The organism is Bradyrhizobium sp. 956_D2_N1_4 (assembly GCF_052076025.1).
Lineage (GTDB): Bacteria > Pseudomonadota > Alphaproteobacteria > Rhizobiales > Xanthobacteraceae > Bradyrhizobium > Bradyrhizobium barranii.
This window is the reverse complement of sequence record NZ_CP197237.1, coordinates 3,375,244-3,401,499: the sequence shown is the minus strand read 5'-3', so window position 1 is coordinate 3,401,499 and position 26,256 is coordinate 3,375,244. Positions and strand designations below refer to the sequence as shown.

27 protein-coding genes are annotated in these 26,256 nt (G+C 64.6%); 12 read left to right on the top strand and 15 right to left on the bottom strand.

What is annotated here, in order from left to right; genetic code table 11:
- Window positions 1-290: 290 nt before the first annotated feature.
- The 3 genes from AB7535_RS15920 (at window position 291) to AB7535_RS15910 (ending at window position 4,160) form a co-directional block, all read left to right on the top strand.
- Window positions 291-2,072 (top strand): NirA family protein, encoded by a 1,782-nt coding sequence (locus AB7535_RS15920; protein ID WP_135213664.1) that lies wholly within the window; start codon window positions 291-293, stop codon window positions 2,070-2,072.
- Window positions 2,069-3,676: a sulfite reductase subunit alpha gene (locus AB7535_RS15915; protein WP_439036667.1), complete on the top strand. Its 1,608-nt coding sequence runs from the start codon at window positions 2,069-2,071 to the stop codon at window positions 3,674-3,676. The genes AB7535_RS15920 and AB7535_RS15915 overlap by 4 nt, the downstream gene beginning before the upstream one ends.
- A gap of 331 nt (window positions 3,677-4,007) precedes the next feature.
- Window positions 4,008-4,160 (top strand): hypothetical protein, encoded by a 153-nt coding sequence (locus AB7535_RS15910; protein WP_014495196.1) that lies wholly within the window; start codon window positions 4,008-4,010, stop codon window positions 4,158-4,160.
- Here AB7535_RS15910 and AB7535_RS15905 read toward each other — a convergent pair whose 3' ends face one another.
- The 3 genes from AB7535_RS15905 to pxpB are packed head-to-tail and all read right to left on the bottom strand — an operon-like array spanning window position 4,161 to window position 6,729.
- Window positions 4,161-4,931 (bottom strand): LamB/YcsF family protein, encoded by a 771-nt coding sequence (locus tag AB7535_RS15905; RefSeq protein ID WP_135213662.1) that lies wholly within the window; start codon window positions 4,929-4,931, stop codon window positions 4,161-4,163.
- Between the two features lie 32 nt (window positions 4,932-4,963).
- The gene (locus tag AB7535_RS15900) at window positions 4,964-6,001 is read right to left on the bottom strand and encodes a biotin-dependent carboxyltransferase family protein (RefSeq protein WP_085399000.1); all 1,038 of its coding nucleotides are present in this window, start codon (window positions 5,999-6,001) and stop codon (window positions 4,964-4,966) included.
- Window positions 5,998-6,729: a 5-oxoprolinase subunit PxpB gene (gene pxpB / locus AB7535_RS15895; protein ID WP_071913808.1), complete on the bottom strand. Its 732-nt coding sequence runs from the start codon at window positions 6,727-6,729 to the stop codon at window positions 5,998-6,000. The genes AB7535_RS15900 and pxpB overlap by 4 nt, the downstream gene beginning before the upstream one ends.
- A gap of 258 nt (window positions 6,730-6,987) precedes the next feature.
- On the opposite strand from pxpB, the gene AB7535_RS15890 reads away from it, so the two are divergent.
- Both AB7535_RS15890 and AB7535_RS15885 read left to right on the top strand, forming a co-directional pair.
- Complete coding sequence (locus AB7535_RS15890; RefSeq protein WP_008129640.1) at window positions 6,988-7,686, top strand: ribonuclease activity regulator RraA; 699 nt, start codon at window positions 6,988-6,990, stop codon at window positions 7,684-7,686.
- An 18-nt stretch (window positions 7,687-7,704) separates the two neighbouring features.
- Entirely contained in the window at window positions 7,705-8,109 is a 405-nt protein-coding gene (locus AB7535_RS15885; RefSeq protein ID WP_135213661.1) for a (R)-mandelonitrile lyase, read from the top strand.
- Between the two features lie 142 nt (window positions 8,110-8,251).
- On the opposite strand, the gene AB7535_RS15880 is transcribed toward AB7535_RS15885, so the two are convergent.
- The gene (locus AB7535_RS15880) at window positions 8,252-8,608 is read right to left on the bottom strand and encodes a hypothetical protein (RefSeq protein WP_135213858.1); all 357 of its coding nucleotides are present in this window, start codon (window positions 8,606-8,608) and stop codon (window positions 8,252-8,254) included.
- Window positions 8,609-8,788: 180 nt separating this feature from the next.
- Window positions 8,789-9,682 carry a DUF2147 domain-containing protein gene (locus tag AB7535_RS15875; protein ID WP_439036666.1) on the bottom strand — a complete coding sequence of 298 codons (894 nt, stop codon included), beginning with the start codon at window positions 9,680-9,682 and terminating at the stop codon, window positions 8,789-8,791.
- Window positions 9,683-9,907: 225 nt separating this feature from the next.
- On the opposite strand from AB7535_RS15875, the gene AB7535_RS15870 reads away from it, so the two are divergent.
- Window positions 9,908-10,894: an alpha/beta hydrolase family protein gene (locus tag AB7535_RS15870; protein WP_439036665.1), complete on the top strand. Its 987-nt coding sequence runs from the start codon at window positions 9,908-9,910 to the stop codon at window positions 10,892-10,894.
- 16 nt (window positions 10,895-10,910) lie between these two features.
- On the opposite strand, the gene AB7535_RS15865 is transcribed toward AB7535_RS15870, so the two are convergent.
- Window positions 10,911-11,693: a transporter substrate-binding domain-containing protein gene (locus AB7535_RS15865; protein ID WP_135213658.1), complete on the bottom strand. Its 783-nt coding sequence runs from the start codon at window positions 11,691-11,693 to the stop codon at window positions 10,911-10,913.
- A gap of 113 nt (window positions 11,694-11,806) precedes the next feature.
- Between AB7535_RS15865 and AB7535_RS15860 the strand changes: the two genes are divergently transcribed.
- Complete coding sequence (locus AB7535_RS15860) at window positions 11,807-12,310, top strand: DUF1993 domain-containing protein (protein WP_135213857.1); 504 nt, start codon at window positions 11,807-11,809, stop codon at window positions 12,308-12,310.
- Here the strand turns inward: AB7535_RS15860 and AB7535_RS15855 are convergent.
- From AB7535_RS15855 to AB7535_RS15830, 6 genes are all read right to left on the bottom strand, one after another.
- On the bottom strand, window positions 12,307-12,789 hold the full coding sequence (locus AB7535_RS15855) for a hypothetical protein (protein ID WP_166096603.1): 483 nt from the start codon (window positions 12,787-12,789) through the stop codon (window positions 12,307-12,309). The genes AB7535_RS15860 and AB7535_RS15855 overlap by 4 nt on opposite strands.
- A gap of 168 nt (window positions 12,790-12,957) precedes the next feature.
- Window positions 12,958-13,947 carry a hydroxyacid dehydrogenase gene (locus tag AB7535_RS15850; RefSeq protein WP_439036664.1) on the bottom strand — a complete coding sequence of 330 codons (990 nt, stop codon included), beginning with the start codon at window positions 13,945-13,947 and terminating at the stop codon, window positions 12,958-12,960.
- A 34-nt stretch (window positions 13,948-13,981) separates the two neighbouring features.
- On the bottom strand, window positions 13,982-15,082 hold the full coding sequence (locus AB7535_RS15845) for an ABC transporter ATP-binding protein (protein ID WP_071913821.1): 1,101 nt from the start codon (window positions 15,080-15,082) through the stop codon (window positions 13,982-13,984).
- A gap of 6 nt (window positions 15,083-15,088) precedes the next feature.
- Entirely contained in the window at window positions 15,089-16,000 is a 912-nt protein-coding gene (locus tag AB7535_RS15840; protein WP_063983243.1) for a carbohydrate ABC transporter permease, read from the bottom strand.
- Entirely contained in the window at window positions 16,000-16,938 is a 939-nt protein-coding gene (locus AB7535_RS15835) for a carbohydrate ABC transporter permease (protein WP_085399008.1), read from the bottom strand. Before AB7535_RS15835 ends, AB7535_RS15840 begins: the two co-directional genes overlap by 1 nt.
- A 148-nt stretch (window positions 16,939-17,086) precedes the next feature.
- On the bottom strand, window positions 17,087-18,427 hold the full coding sequence (locus AB7535_RS15830) for an ABC transporter substrate-binding protein (protein ID WP_063983245.1): 1,341 nt from the start codon (window positions 18,425-18,427) through the stop codon (window positions 17,087-17,089).
- A 483-nt stretch (window positions 18,428-18,910) separates the two neighbouring features.
- Between AB7535_RS15830 and AB7535_RS15825 the strand changes: the two genes are divergently transcribed.
- Window positions 18,911-19,714: a Spy/CpxP family protein refolding chaperone gene (locus tag AB7535_RS15825; protein ID WP_167767897.1), complete on the top strand. Its 804-nt coding sequence runs from the start codon at window positions 18,911-18,913 to the stop codon at window positions 19,712-19,714.
- Window positions 19,715-19,825: 111 nt separating this feature from the next.
- Window positions 19,826-20,203 (top strand): response regulator, encoded by a 378-nt coding sequence (locus tag AB7535_RS15820; RefSeq protein WP_028158777.1) that lies wholly within the window; start codon window positions 19,826-19,828, stop codon window positions 20,201-20,203.
- A 95-nt stretch (window positions 20,204-20,298) separates the two neighbouring features.
- Here the strand turns inward: AB7535_RS15820 and AB7535_RS15815 are convergent, their stop codons facing one another.
- The 3 genes from AB7535_RS15815 to glk all read right to left on the bottom strand — a co-directional run bounded on the left by AB7535_RS15815 (window position 20,299) and on the right by glk (window position 21,930).
- Window positions 20,299-20,454 carry a hypothetical protein gene (locus AB7535_RS15815; protein ID WP_259257549.1) on the bottom strand — a complete coding sequence of 52 codons (156 nt, stop codon included), beginning with the start codon at window positions 20,452-20,454 and terminating at the stop codon, window positions 20,299-20,301.
- A 146-nt stretch (window positions 20,455-20,600) separates the two neighbouring features.
- Window positions 20,601-20,804 carry a hypothetical protein gene (locus AB7535_RS15810; RefSeq protein WP_014495215.1) on the bottom strand — a complete coding sequence of 68 codons (204 nt, stop codon included), beginning with the start codon at window positions 20,802-20,804 and terminating at the stop codon, window positions 20,601-20,603.
- 139 nt (window positions 20,805-20,943) lie between these two features.
- Window positions 20,944-21,930 carry a glucokinase gene (gene glk, locus AB7535_RS15805; RefSeq protein ID WP_439036663.1) on the bottom strand — a complete coding sequence of 329 codons (987 nt, stop codon included), beginning with the start codon at window positions 21,928-21,930 and terminating at the stop codon, window positions 20,944-20,946.
- A gap of 257 nt (window positions 21,931-22,187) precedes the next feature.
- On the opposite strand from glk, the gene pncA reads away from it, so the two are divergent.
- The 3 genes from pncA to AB7535_RS15790 all read left to right on the top strand — a co-directional run bounded on the left by pncA (window position 22,188) and on the right by AB7535_RS15790 (window position 26,130).
- Window positions 22,188-22,814, top strand: a complete 627-nt coding sequence (gene pncA, locus AB7535_RS15800; protein WP_439036662.1) for a bifunctional nicotinamidase/pyrazinamidase — start codon at window positions 22,188-22,190, stop codon at window positions 22,812-22,814.
- Between the two features lie 16 nt (window positions 22,815-22,830).
- Entirely contained in the window at window positions 22,831-23,946 is a 1,116-nt protein-coding gene (locus AB7535_RS15795) for an alpha/beta fold hydrolase (RefSeq protein WP_439036661.1), read from the top strand.
- Between the two features lie 150 nt (window positions 23,947-24,096).
- Window positions 24,097-26,130, top strand: coding sequence for an NAD(+) synthase (locus AB7535_RS15790; RefSeq protein ID WP_354233566.1), 2,034 nt, complete (start codon window positions 24,097-24,099; stop codon window positions 26,128-26,130).
- The last annotated feature ends 126 nt before the right edge of the window (window positions 26,131-26,256 follow it).

Below are 26,256 nucleotides of genomic sequence, written 5' to 3'. Positions count from 1 at the left end.
ATTTTGGGCCGCCTGCTCGAATTTCATGAGGGTTCCGGACCGCGATTTTCCGGGCTCGTCTGTATCCATCTGAAATCAAAGAAATTTTCATTTCATTGAAGCTGGCACGCAACTTGTATGTTGCAGTGCGGCCAGCTTGTCACAGACGCCTGCTGAGCCAAGTCCCGCAGCAACGAAGCTGACCGGACCGTTGGGTGCGCAGCCGGCTTCTTGAGCCAGCCGAGTTCCTCGCGGGTCGCGCAATTTTCCGTCGATGCCACCCGGTGGCCGCAGGAGCTTCGTTACCGACCATGAAAATCGATACGCTCTCAGTCGACTTCTCCGACGAGCAGAAACGCTATCTCGAAGGCTTCACGACCGGTTTGCAGATCAGCCGGGTCGGTCGCGGTCTCGGCGGCAGTGCCGGCAAGGCCAATGCCGAGCCCACGGGCCCCGACGCCGTCCACATCAAGGCGCAGGACAAGGTCATCGCAGCCGGCAAGAAGCTCGCCGACCAGGAGAAGTTCAAGCGCGACGAGCATCCGTTCGATGCCTATCCGCGACTGCGGCAGCAGGCGCTCGACAACACGCCGCCGAGCCCTGCGGACAATTTCCGCTGGCGCTATTACGGCATCTTCTACGTCGCGCCGACGCAGGACTCCTACATGTGCCGGCTGCGCATCCCGAACGGCATCATGAAGCACTGGCAGCTGTCCGGCCTTGCCGATCTCGCCGACGATCTCTGCGGCCCGTACAGCCACGTCACGACGCGCGCCAATCTCCAGCTCCGCGAGATCCCGCCGAAGAATGCGATCAGGCTGATCGAGGGCATCCAGGACCTCGGCCTGTGCTCGCGCGGCTCCGGCGCCGACAACATCCGCAACGTGACAGGGACGCCGACGGCCGGCATCGACCCGCAGGAACTGATCGACACGCGCCCCTATGCGCGTGAGTGGCACTACCACATCCTCAACGACCGCTCGCTCTACGGCCTGCCGCGCAAGTTCAACGTCGCCTTCGACGGCGCCGGCAGGATCGCGGTGCTGGAGGAAACCAACGACATCGCCTTCACCGCGTTCGAGGTGAAGGACGGTTTTGGCGTCGAGCCCGGAATCTGGTTCCGCCTTGGTCTCGGCGGCATCACCGGACACAAGGATTTCGCAAAGTACTCCGGCATCATCGTCAAGCCGGAGGAGGCCACCGCCGTCGCCGACGCCATCGTGCGCGTGTTCATCGATCAAGGTGACCGCACCAACCGCAACAAGGCGCGTTTGAAATACGTGCTCGATGCCATGGGCCACGACGGTTTCCTTAAACTCGTCGAGGAGCGGCTGAAGACCCCGTTCACGCGCGTGCCGGAAGAGGCGTTTGCGCCGCGGCCAGCCGCGGACCGCATGGCGCATATCGGCGTGCACAAGCAGAAGCAGGACGGCTTGAACTGGATCGGCGTCTCGCTGACGCTCGGCAAGATCAGCTGCGATCAGATGCGGGGTCTGGCCAAAGTGGCGCAGGACCTCGGCGACGGCGAGATCCGCCTGACCGTCTGGCAGAACCTGCTGATATCGGGCGTGCGCGACGAGAATGTCGAGCTCGCCATTGCGGCGATCAAGCAGATCGGGCTCGCGGTCGAGGCCTCGCACATCCGCGCCGGCCTGATCGCCTGCACCGGCAGTGCCGGTTGCCGTTTCGCGGCTTCCAATACCAAGCGCAATGCCGCCGAGATCGGCGACTGGTGCGAGCCGCGCGTCGCCATGGACAAGCCGGTCAACATCCACGTCACCGGCTGCCATCATTCCTGCGCGCAGCATTACATCAGCGACATCGGCCTGATCGGAGCGCGCGTGCCGATCAACGACGAAGACACGGTGGACGGCTATCACCTCTTCACCGGCGGCGGGTTCGGTCCCGATGCGGATGTCGGGCAGGAGGTCTATCACGACCTCAAGGCCGAAGACGCGCCGAAGACGGTCGAGGGACTGCTCAAGGCCTATATCGCCCACCGCTCGTCGCCCGACGAGACCTTCCTGTCCTTTGCGCGCCGCCATGATGGCGAAACGCTGCGCAAGCTTGCCGATGCACAGGTGTCCGCATGAACCAGATCACGCCTCCGCCGAAACTCGACATCATTCCCGCCAGCGCGCCGTTCTCCGACGCGCAGCGCTCCTGGCTCAACGGCTTCTTTGCCGGGCTGCTGTCGCCTGATGTGGCCACGCCGCTGTCGGCGGAGCAGGGCGCCGCCGTCATGCAAGCCGGTGATGGCGACGACGGTGAAGCGCCATGGCACGACCAGACCATGCCGATCGCGGACCGGATGAAGCTCGCCGAAGGCCGTCCCGTGCGCCGCAAGATGATGGCCGCGATGGCGCAGCAGGATTGCGGCCAGTGCGGCTACAATTGCCACGACTATTCGGAGGCGATCGCCACCCGTAGCGAAGCACGGCTCAATCTCTGCGTCCCCGGCGGCAAGGAAAGCGCGCGGATGCTGAAGTCGCTGTACGAGGAGCTGGACAAGGCGCCGGCGGCCAAGTCGGCCGACAAGGTGGATGCGGTGGCGGCGCCGGCCGTGACGGTGACGATCGCCGAGCCCGGCCGCTCGCGCGACAATCCGATCGCGGCGACATTCCTGTCGCGGCGCCTGCTCAACAAGGGGAAGTCGGAGAAAGAGACCTATCACGTCGAGTTCGATCTCGCCGAGAGCAAGCTCGACTATGTCGTTGGCGATAGTTTCGGCGTGTTCGCACGCAATGAGGTCGGCCTCGTCGATCAGATCATCGCGCTGCTGGGCGCCTCCCACACCACCAAGGTCAACGGCAAGACGCTGCGCGAGGTGCTGATCGACGACGTCTCGCTGTCGCCGGCGCCCGACACGCTGTTCGAGCTGATCTCCTTCATCACCGGCGGCGCGCAGCGCGAGAAGGCGCGGGCGCTGGCGCAGGGCGAGGATCCCGATGGCGACGCCGCCACGCTCGACGTCATGGCGGCGCTCCAGAAGTTTTCGGGCACGCGGCCGCATCCGGAGGCCTTCGTCGAGGCGCTGGAGCCGCTCCAGCCGCGGCTCTATTCGATCTCGTCCTCGCACAATGCGACGCCGGGAAAACTGTCGCTGACGGTGGACTCCGTGCGTTACGTCATCGGCAAGCGCAAGCGGATCGGCGTGGCCTCGACCTTCCTCGGCGAACGCATCGCCGAGGGCGAGAAGCTCAAGGTCTATGTGCAGAAGGCACATGGTTTCGGCTTGCCGCAGGATCCGAAGACGCCTGTCATCATGATCGGCCCCGGCACCGGAATCGCGCCGTTCCGCGCCTTCCTGCTCGATCGCAAGGCGACCGGCGCGCCCGGCAAGAACTGGCTGTTCTTCGGCCACCAGCGCAGCGATTGCGATTTCTTCTACCAGGAAGAGCTCAACGCGATGAAGACCTCGGGGCTGCTGACGCGCATGTCGCTGGCCTGGTCGCGCGACGGCGAGAAGAAGTTCTACGTGCAGGACCGTATGCGTGAGGTCGGCCGCGAGGTGTGGACCTGGCTTGCCGAAGGCGCGCATCTCTACATCTGCGGCGATGCCAAACGCATGGCCAAGGACGTCGAGCGCGCGCTGGTCGACATCGTCGCGCAGTTCGGGGCACGTTCTACGGATGAGGCCGTCAGTTTTGTCGCCGAGCTCAAGAAGACGGGCCGCTTCCAGGCTGACGTCTACTAAGGCGCGAGCCGATCAGCGCAAATCGTCCCGGCGGCGCAACCGCCGGACGTCGCGCCGCCGGGCCGTTTCTACTGTGCATGGGGTTGTTTTCGACAATTTTGTTTGGAGGGGGTCTGAATGCCTCCGCCCGGCTGTCATCTCACCGTCATTCGGGCCGGTTCCAGCTGGCTCGGATCTTAACGAATAAGATTCTCGGAACCCTCGGGTGCAGAGAATTTGCGCCTGCGACGGGGCGCCTTCAGAGAACCTCCATCGCTATTTTCGCCGCCATCTTGCCTCCTGCCAGGGTTGATCCTTCATACTCCCACAAATGGGGCGTCGGAGATCGACCATGCGCGAACTATCGGCGGAAGCCAGGCTGCACTTCTACGCGCGCTCGCTCTCGCGTCGGACCGGGGCGAGCATGCACCACGTTGGGCTCTACAGCGCCTTCGCGGTCATCGCCGCGATCGTGTTCGGCACGCTCTCGGTGCACCCGTTCTGATTACGCCCCGCGCTTGAACGGCGCGACCTCGATCCCCGCATCCTTCAACGCCTGACGCAGCGTGCGCGCGATCTCGACGGCGCCGTGCGTGTCACCGTGGATGCACACCGTGTCCGTGCGCATCTTGATCACCTTGCCCGTCACCGACACCACCGCGCCGTCCTGCACCATGCGCACCACGCGATCGGCAATCGCCTTGGCATCGTGCAGCACCGCGCCGGGCTTCTTGCGCGAGACGAGGTTGCCGTCGTCCTCATAGGCGCGGTCGGCGAACACCTCGTGCACCATCGGCAGATTGGCGTCTTCGCCGGCCTTCACCAGCTTCGAATTGGCGAGCACGACGAAGATCAGGCTCGGATCGACCGCCCTGATGCCGGCGGCGATCGCCTTGGCCGTCATGTCGTCCTCGCAGGCGACGTTGGAGAGCGCGCCGTGCGCCTTCACATGCGTGACCTTGTGGCCGGCCGCGGTCGCGATCGCCTGCAACGCGCCGATCTGGTAGGCGACAAGGTTCTCGATCTCGGAGGCCTTCAGGCCCGCGATCGGATGCCGGCCGAAACCGTGCAGGTCGCGATATCCGGGATGGGCGCCGACCGAGACGCCGCGCGCCTTCGCCAGTTCCACCGTCCGGCGCATGATGTCGGGGTCGCCGGCATGGAAGCCGCAGGCGACGTTGACCGAGCTGGCAAGGTCGATCATCGCGGCGTCGTTGCCCATCTCCCACGCGCCAAAACCTTCGCCGAGGTCGCAATTGAGATCGATCGTCTTCATGGGGTGCTCTCCGCCTCTGGTCGTCTTGTCGCTTACGGCTCCGCCGTGACCTGCCAGGTCCCGGCATCCATAGCGCTCACCGCATAGCCCGCGACATTAGCATCGCTGAGCGCCTCGATGTTCAGCTCCACGGTATCGGAAGAGCGCAGGCGATCGGGCAGGTTGCGGATGAGTTGCGCGAACTTGCGCGCCTCCTCCTGCGCCTCGGCCATGGTGACCTCAAGGAAGCGGAACGCGGTTCCCGCCGAGGTCTGCGCGAGGCGGCCGACATCGGCCGTGATCACGGTTGCGATCTTCGGATAACCGCCGGACGTGCCGCGATCCATCATCAGCGCGATCGGCGAGCCGTTGCCAGGGACCTGGATGCTGCCGTTGACGGTGCCGTCGGAGACGATGTTGTGGCCATGCAGATGCTTGATCGCCGGGCCCTCGAGCCGGTAGCCCATGCGGTCGGAGGTCGCCGAGATCTTCCACTCGCTATCGAGGAACAGCGCCTTGTTGGCGTCGTCGAACTCGTCGTCCTGCGGTCCGAGCAGGACGCGGATCGGGCCTGTTGCAGGCTTCGGTAGCTCGATGCGCAGCTCGGGCGCGCCGCTTGCGGCATCGACTGTGAACTCATCGCCGGCCTGCAGCGGGCGCGGGTAGGGGCTGCCGAGGCCCGCGCGGGCGTTCACCGCAAGGCTGCCGAACACCAGTTCGCCTTTGATCCCGCCTTCGATCGCCAGATAAGTGAACGCGCCGCCGCGGGCAAAGCCCAGCGTCAGCGTCTCGCCGTCCTTGAGCGTCACTGACGTGTCCATGGCCACCGGCTTACCGGCGACGTCCGCATTGCGCGGCGCGCCTGATATCGCGACGCGCACGGCGCCGTCTTTGGCAGTGAACGTGGCGCCGAAGGGGCCGATCTCGACGACGGCCGCAAACGGCTCGTTGCCGACCAGCGTGTTCGCTGCCGCCAGCGAAAGCCGGTCCATCGCACCGCTGACCGTCAGGCCGTAGCGCTGCGCGCCGTGGCGGCCGCCGTCCTGGACGGAGCTTGCGGGACCGATGCTGGCGATCACGAGCCGGCTCATGCGACCACCTGCTCGGCGATGATCTCGCCAGCCTCGGCGGCGCGATCCTGTTCCTCGAAGGTCTTGTGGTCGATGGCAAAAAACGTCACGCGATCACCGGGTTCGGTGAGAAAGGTCGGATTCCGGTGGAGTTGATAGGTTCTGACCGGCGTGCGGCCGAGCAGGTGCCAGCCGCTTGGCGCGGCCAGGCATTGGATTCCGGCCTGGATGCCACCGATCGAGATCGTGCCGGCGGGCGTGAACAGCCGCGGACTCTGCCGCCGCGACATGTGCAGGGATTTGTCGAGGCCGCTGAGATAGGACCAGCCCGGGGTGAAACCGATCATGGCGACGCGGTAGTCGCCGGCGACGTGGCGGGCGACGATGTCGTCGGGCGTGGTGTTCAGCGCCTTGGCGACATCCTCGAGGTCGATGCCGTGTTCGCCGCCATAGGCGACGGGAATGCGCCAGCGCCGCGCCTTCGCGGCCGGCGGCAGCGGCTGGCTGGCGAGCGCGAGCAGCTTTTCGCCGAGCGCGTCGAAGCCGATCTTGCCGGGATCGTAATGCACCAGCAGCGAGCGATAGGTCGGAACGGTCTCGGTGATGCCGTCGATGGGGCTTGCTGCGAGCGCCTTGTCGAGCGCGAGCACGCGCTCGTTGGCGGCGTCATCGATGGTGCGGCTGAATTCGACCGTGACGGCGCTGTCGCCACTGGGCAGAAGGCGGGGCGGGGGAAGCGTCGCGGCCATGAGCTGTCGAAGGGCTGTCGAAATCGGGCTTCTCAGGAAATGCGGGCTCATCCTTGAGTTCCGCTTTTCCTTGCTTCGCGTAAATGCGCCCGCAAGTCCAATAAATTAATGCAAGGGGAAACGATAAAGCGTTGTTATCGCGTCGCATAACAGCCCAGCGGCCCTGCGTTCTTGCTGGCTCTTTGGCCCTTGACGCAAGGGCTGCGGCTCGCAAGATGCGCGCGTTCTTTCCCGCCCATCCGGAGCTCGTTCTCGTCCATGTCGCTGTCCCCCGAAGCCCGCAAGACCCTCGCCGGCATCACCACTGCCACCATCACCACGGTCCTGCTGAAGAAGGGCCTGCGCAACGTGTGGATGCGCGGCGCGCGTCCGCTGCGCCCGGGCCTGCCGCGGCTGGTCGGGCCGGCCTTCACGCTGCGCTTCGTGCCGGCGCGCGAGGATCTGGCGACGCCGGAATCCTGGTCGTCGCCGATCTCGACCCGCACCGCGATCGAGGCGATGCCGGACGGCTGCATTGCCGTGGTCGATGCCATGGGCATCACCGATGCCGGCATCTTCGGCGACATCCTCTGCGCCCGCATGATGAAGCGCGGCGTGACCGCACTCGTCACCGACGGCGTGGTACGTGACGTCGAGGGCGTGCTCGGCACCAATCTTCCGGTGTGGTGCGACGGCTATGCCGCGCCGCCGTCGGTTGCAGGCCTCACCTTCGTCGGCTGGGGCGAGCCGATCGGCTGCGGCGGCGTTGCGGTATTCCCGAACGACATCGTGGTCGCCGACCAGGACGGCTGCGTGCTGATCCCGCAGGCGATGCTCGATCACGTGCTCAATGAGGGCGTCGAGCAGGAGCGGATGGAAGCCTGGATCGTCAACGAGGTGAACAACGGCGCGGTGCTGCCGGGCCTCTATCCCATGAACGCCGAAACCAAGGCGCGCTACGCCGCCAGCAAGAAGTAACAGGAAACGAGGTATCCCATGGAAATCACCGTCGCAGGCACGCGGCCGACCCGCCGCGCGCCCAAGGAAAATTTTACGGGCACCGTGTTGCAGGACCCCGTGATCATGGCGCCGGCGCCGGCGCGGCTGAACTGCTCGCGCGTCACCTTTGAGCCGGGCGCGCGCACCAACTGGCACCACCATCCGCTTGGGCAGACGCTCTACGTGATTTCGGGCGTCGGCCGCGTCCAGACCAAGGGTGGCCCTGTCAAGGAGATCCGTCCCGGTGACACCGTCTGGATTCCGCCGGGTGAACTGCACTGGCACGGCGCCTCGCCAAACAACAGCATGTGCCACATCGCCATGCAGGAGGCGCTCGACGGCGTCTATTCGACCTGGCTGGAGCCGGTGACCGACACGGAGTACGGCGCGCCGCTCGGCTAATCTCTCGTGCCCCGGATGCAATGCAGCGCGTAAGCGCGGCGTTGCCGATCCGGGGCCCGCAAGCTTCCTCAAAGCAAGTGCCCTTGGGTCCCGGCTCAGTGCAGCAACGCTGCGCGTTGCAGCGCGTCCGGGACGCGGCAAATCACATCCGCTCCGCCGTCCACGTGCCCGTGCACAGGGGGCCGCGCCATGTGCCGGAGCCTGAAGTGCCGCTGAGCCGGCCGAAGCCGACGGCGCGTTTGATCCCGGTGCTCAAGGTGACATTGATGCTGCCGGCATCGGCCACGCGGCCGGATGCTGAAACCACAGCGCTGCTCGATGCGATCTGACCGTTGCTGATGCCGATCGAGACCGTTGCGCCGTTACCGCAAGTCTCGCTCGTTGATGAGATGCGGACATTCCATGCGCCGTCGAAGGTGGAGGTCGCCGCGCCCGCCTGCGTCAGCGGGACGGCGATGGCGACAATGCTGGCGAAGAGACCTTTGCAAAATCCGTTCATGACACGCCCCGTTGGTTGACCATGGGGGGATCGTGGCATGAGCGCGGAACCCGCGATGTGAGGGCTGTCACGTGCGCAAGGGGCTCAGTGAGGTGGCGCACTCCGCAAAGAGATCGCGGGCAAAAGCAAAGGGGCCCGGATCGCGGGCCCCTTGTCTCGGTTCGAACGTCGAAGCCGGACTCAGTTCACGCGCGTCCAGGTCTGGCCGCCGCAGAACATGCCGCCGAAGGCGCAGCCCTGCACGCGCAGGCGGTCGGTGCCCTTCATCGCGATCGTGGAATCGTAGGTCGAGCCGGAGTTGGGATCGAGGATGCGGCCGGACCATTTCTGATCCTTGTTCTGGTCCTTGGCGGGTTTCATGTTGATGAGGACCTGCTCGCCGTTCTGGTTCGATTTGCTGTCGACCGAATAGCCGCAGAGATTGGTGCCGCATTGCTCGATGCGGACCTTGCCTTCCTTCTCCTCGGTGAGCCAGATGCCGAGCGGTGAATTGAGATCGCGCGCGGGCGCGGCTGCGGGAGCCGGCGGCGCGACGGCAGCCGCCTGAACGGGTGCGGGGGCCGGCGCCGGAGCGGGGGCTGGAGGCGGCGCCGGGGGGGCAGCAGCCACGGTCGGGGCCGGCGGCGGCGCCACGGCGGGCGCTGCCTGCTGCTCGACCGGAGCGGGCGCCGGAGGCGGTGCTGGTGGCGGCAACACGGCCGCCTCAGCCGGCGCGTTGCTGGCGGTTGCAGACGGCGGTGGAGCGGGCGGGGGCGGAACTGGCGGCGGCGCTGCAGCGGCCGGCGCCTGTTCGGTTGCAGGCGGCGCGGCGACAGGGGCGGGAGCTGGCGCCGGAGCGGCCTGAGGTTGCGGATCAACCTTGGCCTGTTGCGGCGCCTGCTGGCCCGGGGTCGTCTCGTTCTTCTTGGCTTTCTTCGCCTTGCCCTGGCCGGTGTTATCGTAGACGCCGGGGATCTGCACCGTGCCGCGGTCCGGATCGATGCGGATGGTGCGCCCGCCATATTCGAAAGTGTACTGCGCCTGCGCAGCGGTGCTCGCCAAAAGGAATGCGGCCGTGGCCAACAGCTTCCTCATTTCGGTCTCCTGAACAGCTGGTCCCCGTACCAACGCTTACGCGCCGGTTCGATCGCAAAAAGTGATCTAGATCACTGTTGTCCGTATGAGTCGTGCTCCAGCGGGTTCGGGTTCAATAACGCCGGACTCCGTCCAGAGTTGGACGGCGGCGCGGCGCACCTCTGGACGGGGTATGGGATGGGCAGGTACAACCGTTGTGGTTGAAGCTTCCGAAAGCACACGCAAATGCTACGGCCGCGTCTTGGCGAACTTGTTCTGATCGTAGTCGCTTGCCTTGCTGCGACGCCGGCGAACACGGCCGGGCTCCGGTTTATCGAAGTGCCGGCGGATGCCGGCGGCCCCGCGCTCGCGGGCATGGTGTGGACACCTTGTGCGGCGCCGCCCTCCGAGGTCGCTCTCGACGGCGGTGTCGTCCTGCCGGGCGTGAAGGACTGTCCGGTAGCGGGCAATCGACTGCCGCTGATTGTCGTGTCGCACGGACGGCGCGGCTCGTTTTTGGGCCACATCGACACGGCGGCCGCGTTGGCCGATGCCGGCTTCGTGGTCGCCGCGATCAATCACCCGGGCGACACTGCCAGCGACAGCAGCCGGACCGATGAGTTCTCCGTCCTGGTCGAGCGTCCCGCCGACATGAAGCGGCTTACGGATTTCATGCTCGGCGCCTGGAAGGAAGCGGCGGTCCTGGACCCCAAGCGGGTTGGTTTGTTCGGGTTCTCGCGCGGCGCCTATACCGGTCTCGTCGTGATCGGCGGCAACCCCGATTTCGGCGCGCTCGCTCCGCTTTGCGACGGAGATGGAGCCACGACGCCAAAATGCCAGGCCATTCGCGATGGCCTTGTGCCAACTGGGGCGGCCGTACACGACTCCCGCATCAGAGCCGCCGTGCTGGCGGATCCGCCGCTTTATGAAGGCCTTTTCAACCAGGAGCGCCTCGCCAATGTGACGATCTCGATTCTCTTGTGGCGTTCGGCGCTCGGCGGCGACGGTGTCGTGCCCGCTTCAGTCGATACGCTGGAACAAATGCTTCCCGTGCGCCCTGACTTCCGGATCGTGCCGAACTCGTCGCACTTTTCCTTTCTTGCGCCATGTCCGCCCAAGCTGGCCGAAGCCGTGCCGATCCTGTGCACTGATCCGCCCGGGTTCGACAGGAAAGCGTTTCACAGCGCCTTCAACGACGCGGCCGTGAGCTTCTTCCGCACGCAACTGAAGTGACGGACAAGATCGGTCGCTAGTCGAACCAGGCGGCGTAGATCTTCCTGTAGCTGCCGTCCTCCATCGAGATGTGCAGCCACTGGTCGACGAAAGCCTTCAGCGCCATGTCGCGCTGGAGCCAGTAGGCCTTCTCCGAGAAGTCGAACGGCTTCTCGGGATGTACCGCGCAGAGCACGCCGGAATGCTGCTTCTGCTGGTAGCGGGTCTCGGAGGCGTCCGTCATCATCAAATCGGCGTTGCCCTTGGCGATCTCGTCGAAGATCACGGTGTTGTCGGCGAAGACGGTGATGTCGGCGTCCTTGACGTTGGCCCGCGCGAACCGCTCATTGGTGCCGCCGGGATTGACGATGACGCGGGTGCCCTTCTTGTCGATGTCGGAGATGGTCTGGTACTTGCCGACGTCGGCGCAGCGTGCGATCGGCGTCTTGCCTTCACGCATGATCGGCATCGAGAAGAAGCCCTTCCTCTGCCGGTCGAGCGTGACCGAGACGCCGCCCATGGCGATGTCGAACTGGTCGGCCTCGAAGTCCTTCATGAGCTTCGGCCAGGCCGTCGGCACGAATTCGACCTTGACGCCGAGCGCCCTGCCGAGCGCCCCCGCCATGTCGACGTCGAAGCCGCTGAACTGCTGTGTCGCCTTGTCCAGGTAGGTGAAAGGCTTGTAGTCGCCGGTCATGCCGACGCGCAAAGTGCCGCGCTTGACGATCTCGTCGAGGCGCGACGGCGCCGGCTGCTGCGCATATGCCGAAAAGTTCGCCAGCAGGACCGCGGCCAAAGCCGCCACGATTCGAACGATCATCTCTTTTCCACCCATGCCCGAGCTGTCATTGTGCAGCTCTTGAAACCTGGATTTAGACCAGATGCCCGTCGCTGGCGAGGCGGAATTGAAGGGAATTTAGGGTGACGATCTCGATGTATGACGCCTCGGTCGGCGTCTTCGTGCCGTATCTGCGCAACCTGTCGGCACTGCTGGACAAGGGCGTCGCCTATGCCGAAAGCCGGAAGTTCAATCCGGCCGTCCTGCTCGGCATGCGCATGGCGCCGAATATGTACGATCTGGCGCAGCAGATAGGGGAGGCGTGCCGCCATGCCACGGTCGCGCCGGCCTTGCTGGCCGACCAGGAGCCGGTGACGCTGCCGGCGCTGGAGCACGACATCGCCGGGCTTCAGGCGCGCATTGCGACGTCAATCGAGTTCATCGAAAGCCTGTCGCGCGCCGAGATCGATAGTGCGGCGGAACGGAATGTCTTCTTCAGGCTGAAAAACGGGACCGAGCTGCCCTTCACCGGGCGGACGCTGCTGCTTACGTTCAGCGTCCCGCAATTCTTCTTTCACGTCACGACGTCCTACGACTTGCTCCGGCATGCCGGCGTCGAGCTCGTGAAGCGGGATTTTCTCGGCCCCCGCGAGCGCTAGGCTTCGCCCTTGCGCTCGTAATCGGCGAGCGAGCTGCGGCCGGCGATCTCGCTGCGCAGCTCCTCGAAGCGCCGATGTGCCTCATCCTCGTGCGCGTCGACGAAATGCACCGCGGCTTCGCTCGTCATCGGGCCGCTGACCACGGGCGCGGACTGCTCGCCGATGGTCTCGTGGACGTAGAACTGGCCATCATCGCCGCGATGGACCGTCCATTTCAGACGGATCGCCACCATCGGCCCCGGACCGACCTTGCTGTAGCCATCGGCATCGGTGTGCTCCGGCACCAGCGGCTGCTCCTCGACCACGGGATGCTCGTGCTCGTCGACCACCACATGCTCGTCGGCGATCGGATGCTCGTCGGCGACGACCTGCTCACCGTCGACCACCATTTCGGTCTCGGTCTCGCGGACGGGCTCGGGGTGCTCCAAAATGCTGGCGATGGTTGCCAGCGCGTGGTCGGTCGGGTCGATCTCTGACAAGGGTTCATCCTCCAGCTCGACGCGGCCGGCAAGTCTGTCCCACTGCCGCCGCGGCCGGACTTATTACGCGGGTTTGATTAAGGCTGAGTTGGGGCTCGATCTGCACCAAAATGGGACGCATTCTGGCGTTCCGGAGGCGGGCGGATAACCGCCCGCCCGGAGGTCGGCTCAGCCGAGCACGTCCTGGTTGATGATGTTCTGCCGGATGGGATCGCCGTCCAGCACGCTCAGGATATTGCGAGCGGTCTGCTCGCTCATGCGGCTCACCGCCTCGACGGTGACGCCGGCGACATGCGGGGCCATGATGACGTTGGGCAGCGCGAACAGCGCGTTGCTGACCGGCGGCGGCTCCACTTCGAACACGTCGATCCCGGCACCGGCAATCCTGCCGGAGACCAGGGCGTCGTATAGCGCGGCCTCCTTCACGATGCCGCCGCGTGCGGTGTTGATGAGATAGGATTTCGGCTTCATCCGGCCGATCCGCGCCGCATCGAACAGGCCGACGGTTTCCGGGGTCTTCGGGCAGTGAATAGTGACGAAGTCGGCGTTGGGCAGCGCTGCGTCGAGATCGGCGACGGGCTCGCAGCCCGCGGCCTTGATCTCGGCGGCAGGCTTGTAGGGATCGTAGACCTGCACCTTCATTTCCATCGCCAGGCAGCGCTTGGCGGTGCGACTGCCGATGCGGCCGAAGCCGATGATCAGCACGGTCTTGCCGTAGAGGTCGAACGGCAGCATGCCGAGCCGGTTGGCCCATTGGCCATCCTTGACGCAGGCGTGCATCTCATTGGCGCGCTTGGCCAGCGTCAGCATCATGAACAGCGCCTGCTCGGCGACCGAGGGCGAGTTGGCGCTGCCCGCCACCATCAGCGGCACCTTGCGGCGGGAGAGGGCGGGCACGTCGACGGCGTCGTAACCGACGCCGATGCGGGTCACCACCTTCATGTCCTTCGAGGCCTCGAGCTCGGTCTCACCGAAGGCGGTGGCACCCAGCGCCACGCCGTGAACCGGCGCGTGGTTCTTCAGCAAGGCTTCGAAATCCTTGGCCGAGATCAGGTTCGGAAACTCGACGAGTTCGATATCGTCTCGCTGGGTGAGGAGGGCGCGGGCCCCTTGCGACAAAGTTTGTGTAACGAAAATCTTCTTCTTGTTGGTCGCCATCGCTCCCTGCCTGCTTGCATTTCTTGGACCTGCGTCACAGCACGACGCCGGTGTCTTCGTTTAGCAGGTGCATATTGTTGAGGTCCATCGCCAAACGCATGGGTGCCCCGTCCTTGGCGCCGGCGTTGGGATCGACGCGGCCGCAGACCGGCGTGCCGTCGAGCCCGAAATAGACCAGGGTCTCCATCCCCATCGGCTCGGTGACGTCGAGCACGGTGTCGAAGGTCTCGACGCCCGGCCCCAGATGCGCGTGCGACTCGGTGAGGTGCTCGGGCCGGAGGCCGAGCAGCAGCTTGTCGGTGCGCGGCAGCGCGTTGTAGCGCGCGGCGCGAGCCTGTGGCAGCGCAAAGGCGATGCGGTCGGTCAGACGGATCTGGAGCGCGCCACCGACATCCTCCAGCCGGCACGGGATGAAATTCATCGCGGGCGAGCCGATGAAGCCGGCGACGAAGCGCGTCGCCGGCTTGTGGTAGAGCTCGTTGGGCGTGCCGATCTGCTCGATGCGGCCCTTGTTCATCACAACGACGCGGTCAGCCAACGTCATCGCCTCGACCTGGTCGTGGGTGACGTAGACCGTGGTGGTGCGCACCTTCTGGTGCACCTTCTTGATCTCGATCCGCATCTGCACGCGCAGCTTGGCGTCGAGATTGGACAGCGGCTCGTCGAACAGGAACACTTTCGGATTGCGTACGATGGCGCGGCCCATCGCGACACGCTGGCGCTGGCCGCCGGAGAGCTGCTTCGGCTTGCGGTCGATCAGGTCGGTGATGTCGAGGAGGCGGGCGGCTTCCGTCACCCGCGCCTTGATCTCGGCCTTGGGAAAGTGCTTCAGGCGCAGCCCGAACGACATGTTCTCCGCGACCGTCATGTGCGGGTAGAGCGCGTAGTTCTGGAACACCATGGCGATATCGCGATCCTTCGGCGGTACGTCATTGACGACGTCGCCGCCGATCATGATGTCGCCGTCGCTGATGTCCTCGAGGCCCGCGATCATGCGCAGCGTCGTCGACTTGCCGCAGCCCGAAGGCCCAACCAGCACGATGAACTCATGGTCGGCGATGTCCAAGTCGATGCCGCGCACGGCTTCGACATCATCGTAACGCTTGACCACCTTCCGCAATGCAACGTCAGCCATGAGACATCAACCCTTTGTCGCGCCGGCGGTCAGGCCGGCGATGTAGTAGTCCATCAGGAAGGCGTAGATGACCAGCGGCGGAGCTGCGCCGAGCAGCGCGCCGGTCATGATCTGGCCCCAGTTGAAGACGTCGCCCTTGATCAGGGTGGTGGTGATGCCGACCGGGAGCACGAGCTGGTCGATGGACGTCGTGAACACCAGGGGATAGAGGAACTGCGCCCAGGACACCGTGAAGGCGAAGATGGTCGCGGCAATCAGGCCCGGCAGCGCGACCGGAATAAAGATCCGCGTCAGGGTCTGAAGCCACGAGGCGCCGTCGATGATCGCGGCCTCGTCGAGCTCCTTCGGGATCGAGGCGAAATAGCCGATCATGATCCAGGTACAGAACGGCACCGTCAGCGTCGGATAGACGAATAGCAGAACGTACCATCGGTTCAGGAGCGTGATGCCGGTGATGTCCTGAACCAGCGCCAGCATCTTGAACAGCGGGATGAAGAGGAGGCTGTCCGGAACCAGGTAGGTCAGGAACACGCCGGTGGCGAGCGTCGTCGAGCCCCAGAACTTCATCCGCGCGAGCGCGAAGGCGGCAGGGATGCTGATCAGCATCGTGACGAGCACAACCACCAGCGACACGATGGTCGAATTCCAGAAGAACCGGAGGAATTGGTTCGACGTCAGTAGTTCGACATAGTTCGCCAGCGTCGGGTGGAACACCCACCACGGATTGGTCGCAGCCGAGATCTCCGCGCTGCTCTTGAGCGAGGTTATCACCATGTAGAGCGGCGGCGTCAGAAAGAAGATCGCAAACAGCACCAGGAAGAAATAGGACCAGCGCAGCGCCCAGGTACGGTCGCGGCTCATGCTGCCATATTTAACCTTGCGCCGGGGGCCGGCCTTGTCGATCGCTATTGTGCTCATCAGGATTCGTTCCCGCGTTTATTGACGTCGCGCAGGATGAAGATCGCTGCGACGGCGAGGATCGGGACCATAAACAGCGAGACGCTGGCGCCGAGCGGAATGTCGTTGCTCTCGATGCCGACCCGGAACGCATAGGTGGCAAAGATCTGGGTCTGGTCGAGAGGCCCGCCTGAGGTCAGGATGCGGACGATGTCGAAATTAGCGAAGGTGACGATCAGCGAGAACAGCGTCGTGATCGCGATGATGTTGCGCATCATCGGCAGTGTCACGTACCACATCTTCTGCCACCAATTGGCGCCGTCGATTGCGGCGGCCTCGTAGAGCTGGTCCGGCACCGATTTCAGCGCCGCCAGGTACATGATCAGGAAGAACGGCGCGCCGTACCAGACGTTGACGAGGATGACGGAAAAGCGCGCCCAGGCGGCATTGCCGAGCCAGTTGATGGGACCGATGCCGAAGAAGGAGAGCGTGTAGTTGAAGGCGCTGTAGGAGGGGTCGAACAGCCACAGCCAGGCGAGCGTGCTCATCGCCGGCGGGATCACCCAGGGCACCAGCAGCATGCCGCGCCATTTGCGCTGGCCCTTGGCCGGTATGTTGTGCACGAAATGCGCGACGATGAAGCCGATCAGCGCCTTGAAGAACACGGCGGTGATCGCGAAGATGCAGGACTGCTCCACCACCATCCAGAACGTCTCGCGCTTGAACAGGAAGGTGAAGTTGCCGAAGCCGACGAATTTTTGCATCGACTTGTTCAGCGTCGCGAGGTGGATCGAGAACAGGGCAGGGTAAAGCACGAACAGCGCGATCAGCAGGATCAGCGGCAGCGTCAGGAAGAACGCCACGGTCGATTTCCGCTTCAACGCATTGTGCAGGCCCGTCCGTTTGCGCGCGCTCGCCGTGCGGGCGACGCGACCGTCCTCAACGACGACATCGGCCATGTCAGTGTCCTTGGGTCAAGCTTCCTTGCGGAATGTCCAACGGCGGAGCCGGCACCCGCGTGTCGGCTCGATCTGCTCATTCCATCGAACGGTGGGGTGCCCTGGCGGCTCACGCGGGGATGCGTGAACCGCCGTGGCACACCCCGGCTTAGGTTCGCATGAAGCCTTCACACTCGCCTTCGCCCCAGGCGAGTGCGGTCTCCAACTTTTCGCCCTGCGCAAAGCGCAGCGCCATCTTGGTCAGCGTGGCCTGCGCGTAGATCTGCTGGGCGATCTTCGGCGGCGCCGGAGAGGCCGCAATCGACAGTGTCTGATGATTGTAGGGATTTGGATAGTGATAGAGCGTGCCCTTCGGCGGGCCTACCTCGGCCCAGGTCTTCAGCGTCGTCATCTTCGCATAGGCCGGCAAATCGTATCCGCCGCTCGCCGCGACGAACTTTTCGATCGATGATGGCTGTGACAGAAAAGCCAGAAGGCTCTTGGCCGATGCCTTGTTCTTGGAGAAATTCCAGAGACCCCAGAAATAGGGCAGGAACGGCGCATACCGGCCTTTAGGACCGGAGGGGAAGCCGTGCGTCCAGCATTGCTCGGCGACCTGCGGCGCGTCGCGCCTGGCGACCGCCCAGGCGCTCGGCGGATTCATGATGAGGGCGCCGCGGCCGGAGATCAGCCATTTGTTGTTCGAGGCGTCGTCCCAGGACGGAGCGTCCGGCGGCAGGAAGGCGATCAGCTTCTTGTAGTATTCGAGCGCCTGGCGAACCTCATCGGTCTTCACCGTGACATCGCCCTTGGCGTTGACGAGTTCGGCGCCGAACGACTGGAAGATGGCGCCCGCGGTATCGACGCTGTCGGTGGTCTCGCCGAGACCGATTCCGAATGGGAAACCTGCCTTCTGGCACGCTTCCGCCGCCTTCAGGAATGTATCCATATTCCAGCTATCGGCCTTGGGCGGCGCGCCGACGGGGTACAGTTCCTGGACGTCGATCCCCGCATGCTTCTTCATGAGGTCGATGCGCGAGCAGGGCCCCTTGATCTGGCTCCCCGGGGTTGCCGGGACCGCAAGCCATTTGCCGTTGGCCTTGCCGAGATATTTGACCGTGTCGTTGACCTCGCCGTTCTGCTTGATCGCCTCCTCGACCACGTCGTTCACCGGTTCAAACTGCTCGGCATACGCATGCGGCCACCAGGTATACATCTGAAGAATGTCGTGACCGGATTTGGCCTGCGCTTCGGCCGCGACCGTCAACTCGATCTTCTTGTTGTTGCTGGTGATGTAATCGATGGAGACTTCGACCTTCTCCTTTTCAGCCCATTCCTTGACCATGGCGGTGGAGGCGTCGTTGGCACCGGGCACCCAGTGGTCCCAGAAGCCGATCGAGAGTTTGCCGGCGGCGTAAGCGCCGCGGACATAGGGCGCTGTGATCAGCGCGGCGGAGGACATTGCAGTGGCGGCTACAAATTGACGTCGCGTCAGTGTCTTGCGTGACATCTCGTTTCCTCACCTGGATGTTTTATTGTTTTCGCGTTTCCTCTGGCATTCCGAGTTTTGTTTTTGATTTTTGTTCGCGTTTCTTGGTGCTACCGCCTCGCCGTGAAATCGCGCGAAGCGCAGCAAATTGGTAGCGCGATCAGATCATGATTGATCCCGTCTGTCGAGGAAGCCGAACGGCTCGCCGTCTAGAACTAACGTTGCGTCCGGGAACGCGGCAGCGCCGTCTCGCGACGCGCGCCGGAGGTGAACCTCGGAGGCGCATTTTGCGACGCACACTTCGGGTCAAGGACCGCAGGACATCTCGTGCGCAATTACGCCGCAGTTTCGAATAAGCCTTCATAACCGCTTCGCGCCAAACAGTTTTCGGGCGTGGACAGCAATTGGCTGCGGCTGGACCGCGAAGCGGCGAAAACGATAGAGTTGCAACCGGCGGGTGGCCCCCACCCGGACAGGACAATCGGATCGACGATGGAGACCAGAATGATCAACCCGGCGCCGCCTGCGCGGCTTCACCTGCGGCGATGGTTCGCGCTGGGCTCCGTGCTCGCGGTGCTGCTGGGCGCCGCCGCCGTTGCGCAGGCGCAAGGCCTGGTCAAGGGCGTTCAGGATGGAGCCGCGGCCGGCAACAAGGCGGCCGGACCCGTTGGCGGCGTGCTGGGCGGTGCGATCGGCGGCGTGGTCGGTGTCTTCACCGGCGTGCTCGGCGTCAACAACCAGCCGGCTCCGGCTGCCAAGGACGCGAGCAAGGATGCCAGCAAGGACGCGAGCAAGGATTCCAAGCAGCCGGGCGCCGGCAAGGACAAGGGCGCCAAGGAGACCGCCAAGGCGGGCAAGGGCGCCAAGGCGAGCAAGGAAGCCAGGAATGCGCCGCAGGACAACAAGGACAATAAGGACGTCACCGTCCTCACCCAGCCCGGCGCGCCGCAACAGTCCGCCGAGCAGATCGTCGCCAACAGCGATTCCTATATCGAGCGGATCAAGACCGAGTTGAACCTGACGCCCGATCAGGAGAAGCACTGGTTCGGCTTCTCGAGCGCAATGCACTATCTGGGGCATAATGGCGCGGAGCGGCTCAACCTGCGGATCGCCCGCGCCAAGCGGGATCCGCCTGACGACATCATCGAGCAGATGCGCAACGAATCGCAATTCCTGATCGACCGCGCCGCCGACCAGCGCAACGTCGCCGATGCCGCCGAGCCGCTCTATTCGAGCCTCGACGACAAGCAGAAGCAGGTCTTCATCCAGGAGATGGTGCGCCTCAGCCACGAGCGCGGGCTGGATTAATCAAGTTGAATCCGATCGCGGGCGTCTGAATTAATGGCGCCCGCCACGAATTCGTGAATCCTCTCCGCATTTCGGGTATGGTTAGCTTCGTAAGCTGACTGCGGGGTTGATATGGCGGACGGACTCTCCGTTTTCCTGGTCGAAGACGAGGCGTTGATCCGGATGATGATCGCCGACATGGTGGAGGAACTCGGCCACCATGTCGTCGCAGAGGCGGACAATGTCCGGGACGCGAGCGCCTTTGCGATGACTGCGCAATACGATTTCGCCATCCTCGACATCAACCTGAAGGGCCTCTACGTCGATCCGGTCGCCGACCTGATCGAGCGCCGCGGCAAGCCGTTTCTGTTCGCCACCGGCTACGGGCCGGAACTGCTGCCGTCCTTGCTCCGGCGACGGCCGATCCTGCGCAAGCCGATTTCTCTCGACCAGCTCAAGGTGATGATCGATTCGCTGTTTCCGGGCGCGGTCGCGAAAACTCCTCACTGAGAAGGCTCCTCACCGAGAAGGCGCCGTACCGAGATCGCCAACGAAAATGGCCGCCCGTGAGGGGCGGCCATTTGGCGAAAGAATGTCTCGTCGTCTCAGATCAGGCCGGCGCTGAGGTCGATGCCGCGCGCCATCACGCCGAACGAGGCGACCAGGCCCATGCAGCAGAACAGCAAGATGATCTTGAACGAAGAATCGGCAAAACGGGTTTCGACGGCGGCCGGGATCGCGGCAAGCGAAATCATGCTCATGTTCATTCCCCCCTTTGTTGACCCCTGAATTGCATCAGGTAGGGGAAGCTCTTAGAGCAAAAAGTTTGACGCGAGCTTGCGAGGGATCGTTAACGGAATCGCCATCGCTCGCGTGTTTGCGCGAGTAGCAAGCGGTCCCGCAAGTCTCAGTTGCGGCCGTTCTTCAGCACGGTGGCGATGGTATGGGCCGTCATGGCGGCGCGATCAGAGGCGCGCTGCGCGGCCAGCCGGTCGCGCGCCTTTTCCTCGATCAGGAGCTCGATCAGGGCCAGCCGCTTGTCATCGTCGTCCGCCTCGGTCAGCAGGCGGTGATAGCGGTGATAGTCGAAACCGAAGTCCTGCTTACGCATGTCACGCCCCCGCAACTACGGGAATTGTTTCCCATCGGACACAGTCGGGCAAGCACGATCCTGCGTGGAACCGCGCCTTGGCTGCAATCAGCTGTGTATAGTTAACGGACTGGACGGCGTCGGAGCCGATCGCGGCTCATCAATCCGGATTGTGGTCGGCGAACATCTTCAGGCCGACGAAGCTCGCGTCGGGTTTCGTCACCAGCCTGGTCGGGATATTGCGCAAATAGTCCTGGAAGCGTCCCTTGGCTTCGAAGCGCGCCCGGAACGCGGAAGCAGCAAGGAACTCCGGAAAGCGCGGCACGATCCCGCCGGCGATGTAGACGCCGCCGCGGGCGCCGAAGGTCACCGCGAGATTGCCCGTGACTGAGCCGAGGATGGCGCAAAACATCTCCAGCGTCGCGCGGCTCAGTTCGCAACTGCCCTCCAGGGCGGCCTTGGTGATGGCGGCGGCGTCGCGGTGCGGCACCTGGGCGCCGTCGACCTCCGCCAGCGCCTCGTAGAGGTTTTGCAGGCCGGAGCCCGAAAGCGCGCCGCGCTCGATGGAGACATGACCGAGACGTCGGCGCATGGCCGCGATCACGCGCTCCTCGCGCTCGGTCTCCGTCGGCAAAGTGGCGTGGCCTGCCTCGGTGACGACCGCCAGCCGGGCGCCGTGGCGTTCGACCAGACAAGAGACGCCAAAGCCGGTTCCAGGCCCAACCACCAGCAGCGGCTCTCCCGGGAGGCCGCCCTGGCCGCCGAGCGGGATCAAATCGGCAGGCTTCAGGGCGGGCAGGGACCAGGCTACGACCTCGAAATCATTGAGCACATGCACGCTCTCGAAGCCGAGGGCCGGCTGGAGCTCGTTGCCGTCGATGACCCACGGACTGTTGGTCATGACGCAGCGGTTATTGGTCACGGGACCCGCGACGGCCAGCACGGCTCGTTTGGGCTGCTTGCCGCCGGACCGGCGCGCAAGGACGTCGGCGATGGCTTCCCGGACGGTCGGGAAGTCAGCGACCTTCACATAGTCGATGGGCCCGGCCTGGTCGCCGCTGTCCGATGCGCTTTCGCTCAGCGCAAAGCGCGCATTGGTGCCGCCGATATCGGCGAGAAGAATCTGTCCTGTCTTGCCGATACTCATGACCTTGTGGCTGCCGCGCCCTGCAGGCTCGCGGGAACCGTTCCCTCCGCTCCATCCGATCCGCAGTTTGCGAACGTCTCTAGAATCCGTCCTCGGGTGAGTCTAGTCAACTCGGACAACGCCAAACCGTTGCATCCCAGGTGCGACGGGCGCGATATCGCCGCATGTGTCGATGGTTGCGAAGCCGCGCGGGAAGATCGACATTGGACGGATCGTTCGGCGCCCGTCGCGCCGGACGGCTGGAACGGGACCTTGCGATGCAGATTTCCGACCGCGACGTGCTGCTGGTGATCGACGTGCAGAACGACTTTTGCACCGGCGGAGCGCTCGCCGTTCCCGGCGGCGAGAAGGTTGTCCCGGCGATCAACCGAATTGCCGCAAAATTCACCAATGTGGTGCTGACCCAGGACTGGCATCCGGGCGATCACGTCTCGTTCGCACCGAACCATGCGGGCAAGCAGCCGTTCCAGACCATCGAGCTCGACTACGGCACCCAGGTGCTGTGGCCGACGCACTGCGTGCAAGGCACGGCGGGCGCTGAATTCCATGGGGAGCTTGAAATTACCGGGGCAAACCTCGTCGTGCGCAAGGGTTTTCGTCGCGGCATCGATTCCTATTCGGCGCTGTTCGAGAACGACCACCGGACGCCGACGGGCCTGCTCGGCTATTTGCGCGAGCGCGAGCTGAAGACCGTCTTCGTCGCCGGTCTCGCGCTGGATTTCTGTGTTCGATTCTCGGCGGAAGATGCCCGCAAGGCGGGGTTCGAGGTCGCCGTCATCGAGGACGCATGCCGCGGCATCGATCTCGACGGCTCTGTGGCCGCGACCCATCGGAGTTTTCGCGAGCGCGGTATTTCGATCGTCAGCCTGGAGGCCTTGCTGTGAGGACCCTGAGATAGTCATGGTGGAGAAGAGCGGCAAACCGCTGGGTGGGTCGGACCGTCCTCCGGATGATCCGCTGTTATGGCCGTTTGCGGCAGCGCGGCTCGCGATGGACGCCTGCTTCTGGTGGCTGGAACGCGGTCCGCCGGAACAGGACGAGAGCAATCTGCCGTGGACGACGCCCAACACAGTCGCCCTGGAGCTTGCGACCATGCGCCTGCGCGATTGCACGCGGACGCAATCCGGCCAGCCGGCACTGGTCTGCGCGCCCTATGCGCTGCATCGGGCCCTGATCGCCGACTTCGCGCCCGGCCACAGCGTGGTGCAGTCCCTGCAAAATGGCGGCATCGATCGGGTGTACCTCACCGACTGGCGCTCGGCCTCGCCGGAGATGCGCTATCTCTCGATCGACGCCTATCTCGGCGATCTCAACGTCGCCGTCGACGAAATCGGCGCGCCGGTCGATCTCGTCGGCCTGTGCCAGGGTGGCTGGCTGTCGCTGCTCTATGCGGCGCGCTTTCCCGCCAAGGTGCGGCGGCTGGTGCTGGTGGGGGCGCCCGTCGATCTCTCGATCGATTCCGCGCTGTCCCGGCTAGCTCGCAATGCGCCTGAGGCGCTCTACGACCAGCTCGTGGCGCGCGGCGGCGGCAATGTCAGCGGCGACGAGATGCTGCGCTTCTGGACGAAGGCGCCGAGCCGCGACGACATTGCGGCGGCATTGCAGAGGGATCTCTCGGACGAGGAGGGCGCGGCACTGCTCGCGCGTTTCGATCGCTGGAATACCGAGACGCTCAACCTGCCCGGCACCTATTATCTGGAGATCGTCAACCGAATCTTCCGGGAGAATCGGATTGCCGGCGGCAACTTCACGGCGCTCGGCCGCGAGGTTGATCTGAGGGACGTCAAGGCGCCGGTCTTCCTGCTGGCCGGACTCGATGACGACGTCGTGCCGGCCAGACAGGCGCTTGCGACCGCCGGTCTGCTCGGAACACCGCCGGCCTTCATTGCCGCGGCCTCCGAGCCCAGCAATCATCTCGGCCTGTTCATGGGGGCGCGCACCCACGCCCATGCCTGGCCCCGGATCGCCGAGTGGCTGCGCAACGACCTCTCCGGAGTGCTGGCCCGCAGCGCCTGACCTTGTCAGTACCTTGGCCCGGCCGGGCCGGCGAACACGCAAATCCGTTATGCATGACGGCGGATGGCCTGCACGGGGCCCGGTCGATGGGTTACATATCATCCGGAACTGGCGGCTGCGGCCGCGACAAGATTAAGGGTACCGCGCTCGATGAGCTTCCACTCGATCTACGCCCACGGATTTGCGCGCGTGGCGGCCTGTGTCACCGCCTCCCACGTGGCCGATCCCACGGCCAATGCGAAGGCGATCCTGGCAGCGGCAGGCGCTTGCCATGAACAGTCGGTGGCGGTCGCCGTCTTTCCGGAGCTGTGCCTGTCCGGCTACGCGATTGAGGATCTCGTCAAGCAGGACCCGCTGCTCGATGCGGTCGAGCGCGGCCTTGTCACGATCGTCGAGGCGTCCTCGGCGCTGATGACCGTCCTGATCGTCGGCGCGCCGCTGCGCTTTGGTCATCGCATCTACAATTGCGCCGTCGTCATTCATCGCGGCAACGTCCTTGGCGTCGTGCCCAAGTCTTATCTGCCGACCTATCGCGAATTCTACGAGGGACGGCATTTCGCTTCCGGCGCCGGCATCGCCGGAGAGACGATCGCGTTTGGCGGGCTGCATGCACTGTTCGGCGTCGACCTCCTGTTCGCGGCCGAGGATGTTCCAGGCCTGATCATCGGCGTCGAGATCTGCGAGGACATGTGGATTCCGGTGACGCCGGCATCCGAACTCGCGCTTGCCGGCGCCAGCGTGCTGATCAACCTATCCGGCAGCCCGATCACGATCGGCCGGGCGCGCTCGCGCGCACTGCTGTGCCAATCGACGTCGGCGCGTTGTCTTGCGGCCTACGTCTATTCAGCCGCCGGAGCAGGGGAATCGACCACGGACCTGGCCTGGGACGGCCAGACCTCGATCTATGAGAATGGCGTGCTGCTGGCCGAGGGCGAGCGGTTCCGCCAGGACGGCCAGATCACGCTGGCCGACGTCGATCTCGATCTGCTCAGACAGGAACGCGCGCTGATGGGCACGTTCGACGATAATCGCCGGCAACGCGAAGCCTTTTTCCGGAGGATCACCTTCGCCCTGAAGCCGCCGGCCACCGACATCGGCTTCCTGCGCCAGATCGAGCGCTTCCCGTTCGTGCCGAGCGACGAAGCCCTGCTCGAGCAGGATTGCTACGAGGCGTACAACATCCAGGTCGCCGGCCTCGTGCAGCGCATGCGCGCGACCGGAACCAAGCGCGTGGTGATCGGCGTCTCGGGCGGGCTCGACTCCACCCACGCCCTGATCGTCGCCGCCAAGGCGGTCGACCTGCTCGGACTGCCGCGCAGCAACATCCTGGCTTACACGATGCCGGGCTTTGCCACCGGCAGCGAGAGCAAGACCAACGCACTGGCGTTGATGAAGGCGTTGCAGACGGAGTGGCAGGAGCTCGACATCCGTCCCACGGCGACGCAAATGCTGAAGGACATCGGTCATCCCTTCGGCAAGGGCGAGAAGGTCTACGACATCACGTTCGAGAACGTGCAGGCGGGCCTGCGCACGGACTATCTGTTCCGGCTCGCCAACCATCATGGCGGCATCGTCATTGGAACCGGCGATCTCTCGGAGCTCGCGCTCGGCTGGTGCACCTACGGCGTCGGCGACCAGATGGCGCATTATAATGTCAACGCCGGGGTGCCGAAGACGCTGATCCAGCACCTGATCCGCTGGGTGATCGCCTCAAAACAGTTCAGCGACGACGTCAACCGGACGCTTACGTCGATCCTGTCGGCCGAAATCTCGCCCGAGCTGGTTCCGGTCAAGCCCGGCGAGAAGCCGCAGAGCACGGAAGCTTCCGTCGGGCCCTACGAGCTGCAGGATTTCAACCTGTTCTACACGCTGCGGTTCGGCATGCGGCCCTCCAAGATCGCCTTCATGGCGCAGCACGCCTGGAATGATGTCGCCAAGGGCGAATGGCCGCCGGCGTTCCCGACCGATAAGCGCAGGGCCTATGATCTGCCGGAGATCCGGCGCTGGCTGGAGGTGTTCCTGCGCCGGTTCTTCGCCTTCAGCCAGTTCAAGCGCTCGGCGATGCCGAACGGGCCGAAGGTTTCGGCCGGCGGCTCGTTGTCGCCACGTGGCGACTGGCGCGCGCCGTCGGATTCCAGCGCTGCGGCATGGCTTGAGGATCTCGAGCGGAACGTTCCGAAGTGATTGAGACGGCTGATCGGGCAGGGTAGCTCCAGAACGCGGGCAGGGTAGCTCCAGGCGGCGCGAAATTGCGTTCAATCTAGAAAGTGCCGAGGTCCGGAGTGCCTAGGAGTCCGGACCTCGTCACCT

What these genes read in the sequence shown, in the direction of transcription:
- AB7535_RS15885 (WP_135213661.1), top strand. Translation starts at nt 7,705, where the DNA reads ATGGAAATCACCGTCGCAGGCACGCGGCCGACCCGCCGCGCGCCCAAG.
- AB7535_RS15815 (WP_259257549.1), bottom strand. Translation starts at nt 20,454, where the DNA reads ATGAGCATGATTTCGCTTGCCGCGATCCCGGCCGCCGTCGAAACCCGT.
- AB7535_RS15865 (WP_135213658.1), bottom strand. Translation starts at nt 11,693, where the DNA reads ATGATCGTTCGAATCGTGGCGGCTTTGGCCGCGGTCCTGCTGGCGAAC.
- AB7535_RS15845 (WP_071913821.1), bottom strand. Translation starts at nt 15,082, where the DNA reads ATGGCTGACGTTGCATTGCGGAAGGTGGTCAAGCGTTACGATGATGTC.
- AB7535_RS15860 (WP_135213857.1), top strand. Translation starts at nt 11,807, where the DNA reads ATGTATGACGCCTCGGTCGGCGTCTTCGTGCCGTATCTGCGCAACCTG.
- AB7535_RS15910 (WP_014495196.1), top strand. Translation starts at nt 4,008, where the DNA reads ATGCGCGAACTATCGGCGGAAGCCAGGCTGCACTTCTACGCGCGCTCG.
- AB7535_RS15835 (WP_085399008.1), bottom strand. Translation starts at nt 16,938, where the DNA reads ATGGCCGATGTCGTCGTTGAGGACGGTCGCGTCGCCCGCACGGCGAGC.
- AB7535_RS15795 (WP_439036661.1), top strand. Translation starts at nt 22,831, where the DNA reads ATGGTGGAGAAGAGCGGCAAACCGCTGGGTGGGTCGGACCGTCCTCCG.
- AB7535_RS15880 (WP_135213858.1), bottom strand. Translation starts at nt 8,608, where the DNA reads ATGAACGGATTTTGCAAAGGTCTCTTCGCCAGCATTGTCGCCATCGCC.
- AB7535_RS15915 (WP_439036667.1), top strand. Translation starts at nt 2,069, where the DNA reads ATGAACCAGATCACGCCTCCGCCGAAACTCGACATCATTCCCGCCAGC.
- AB7535_RS15850 (WP_439036664.1), bottom strand. Translation starts at nt 13,947, where the DNA reads ATGGCGACCAACAAGAAGAAGATTTTCGTTACACAAACTTTGTCGCAA.
- AB7535_RS15790 (WP_354233566.1), top strand. Translation starts at nt 24,097, where the DNA reads ATGAGCTTCCACTCGATCTACGCCCACGGATTTGCGCGCGTGGCGGCC.
- glk (WP_439036663.1), bottom strand. Translation starts at nt 21,930, where the DNA reads ATGAGTATCGGCAAGACAGGACAGATTCTTCTCGCCGATATCGGCGGC.
- AB7535_RS15905 (WP_135213662.1), bottom strand. Translation starts at nt 4,931, where the DNA reads ATGAAGACGATCGATCTCAATTGCGACCTCGGCGAAGGTTTTGGCGCG.
- pncA (WP_439036662.1), top strand. Translation starts at nt 22,188, where the DNA reads ATGCAGATTTCCGACCGCGACGTGCTGCTGGTGATCGACGTGCAGAAC.
- AB7535_RS15920 (WP_135213664.1), top strand. Translation starts at nt 291, where the DNA reads ATGAAAATCGATACGCTCTCAGTCGACTTCTCCGACGAGCAGAAACGC.
- AB7535_RS15830 (WP_063983245.1), bottom strand. Translation starts at nt 18,427, where the DNA reads ATGTCACGCAAGACACTGACGCGACGTCAATTTGTAGCCGCCACTGCA.
- AB7535_RS15820 (WP_028158777.1), top strand. Translation starts at nt 19,826, where the DNA reads ATGGCGGACGGACTCTCCGTTTTCCTGGTCGAAGACGAGGCGTTGATC.
- AB7535_RS15810 (WP_014495215.1), bottom strand. Translation starts at nt 20,804, where the DNA reads ATGCGTAAGCAGGACTTCGGTTTCGACTATCACCGCTATCACCGCCTG.
- AB7535_RS15875 (WP_439036666.1), bottom strand. Translation starts at nt 9,682, where the DNA reads ATGAGGAAGCTGTTGGCCACGGCCGCATTCCTTTTGGCGAGCACCGCT.
- AB7535_RS15870 (WP_439036665.1), top strand. Translation starts at nt 9,908, where the DNA reads ATGCTACGGCCGCGTCTTGGCGAACTTGTTCTGATCGTAGTCGCTTGC.
- AB7535_RS15840 (WP_063983243.1), bottom strand. Translation starts at nt 16,000, where the DNA reads ATGAGCACAATAGCGATCGACAAGGCCGGCCCCCGGCGCAAGGTTAAA.
- AB7535_RS15890 (WP_008129640.1), top strand. Translation starts at nt 6,988, where the DNA reads ATGTCGCTGTCCCCCGAAGCCCGCAAGACCCTCGCCGGCATCACCACT.
- AB7535_RS15825 (WP_167767897.1), top strand. Translation starts at nt 18,911, where the DNA reads ATGATCAACCCGGCGCCGCCTGCGCGGCTTCACCTGCGGCGATGGTTC.
- AB7535_RS15900 (WP_085399000.1), bottom strand. Translation starts at nt 6,001, where the DNA reads ATGAGCCGGCTCGTGATCGCCAGCATCGGTCCCGCAAGCTCCGTCCAG.
- pxpB (WP_071913808.1), bottom strand. Translation starts at nt 6,729, where the DNA reads ATGGCCGCGACGCTTCCCCCGCCCCGCCTTCTGCCCAGTGGCGACAGC.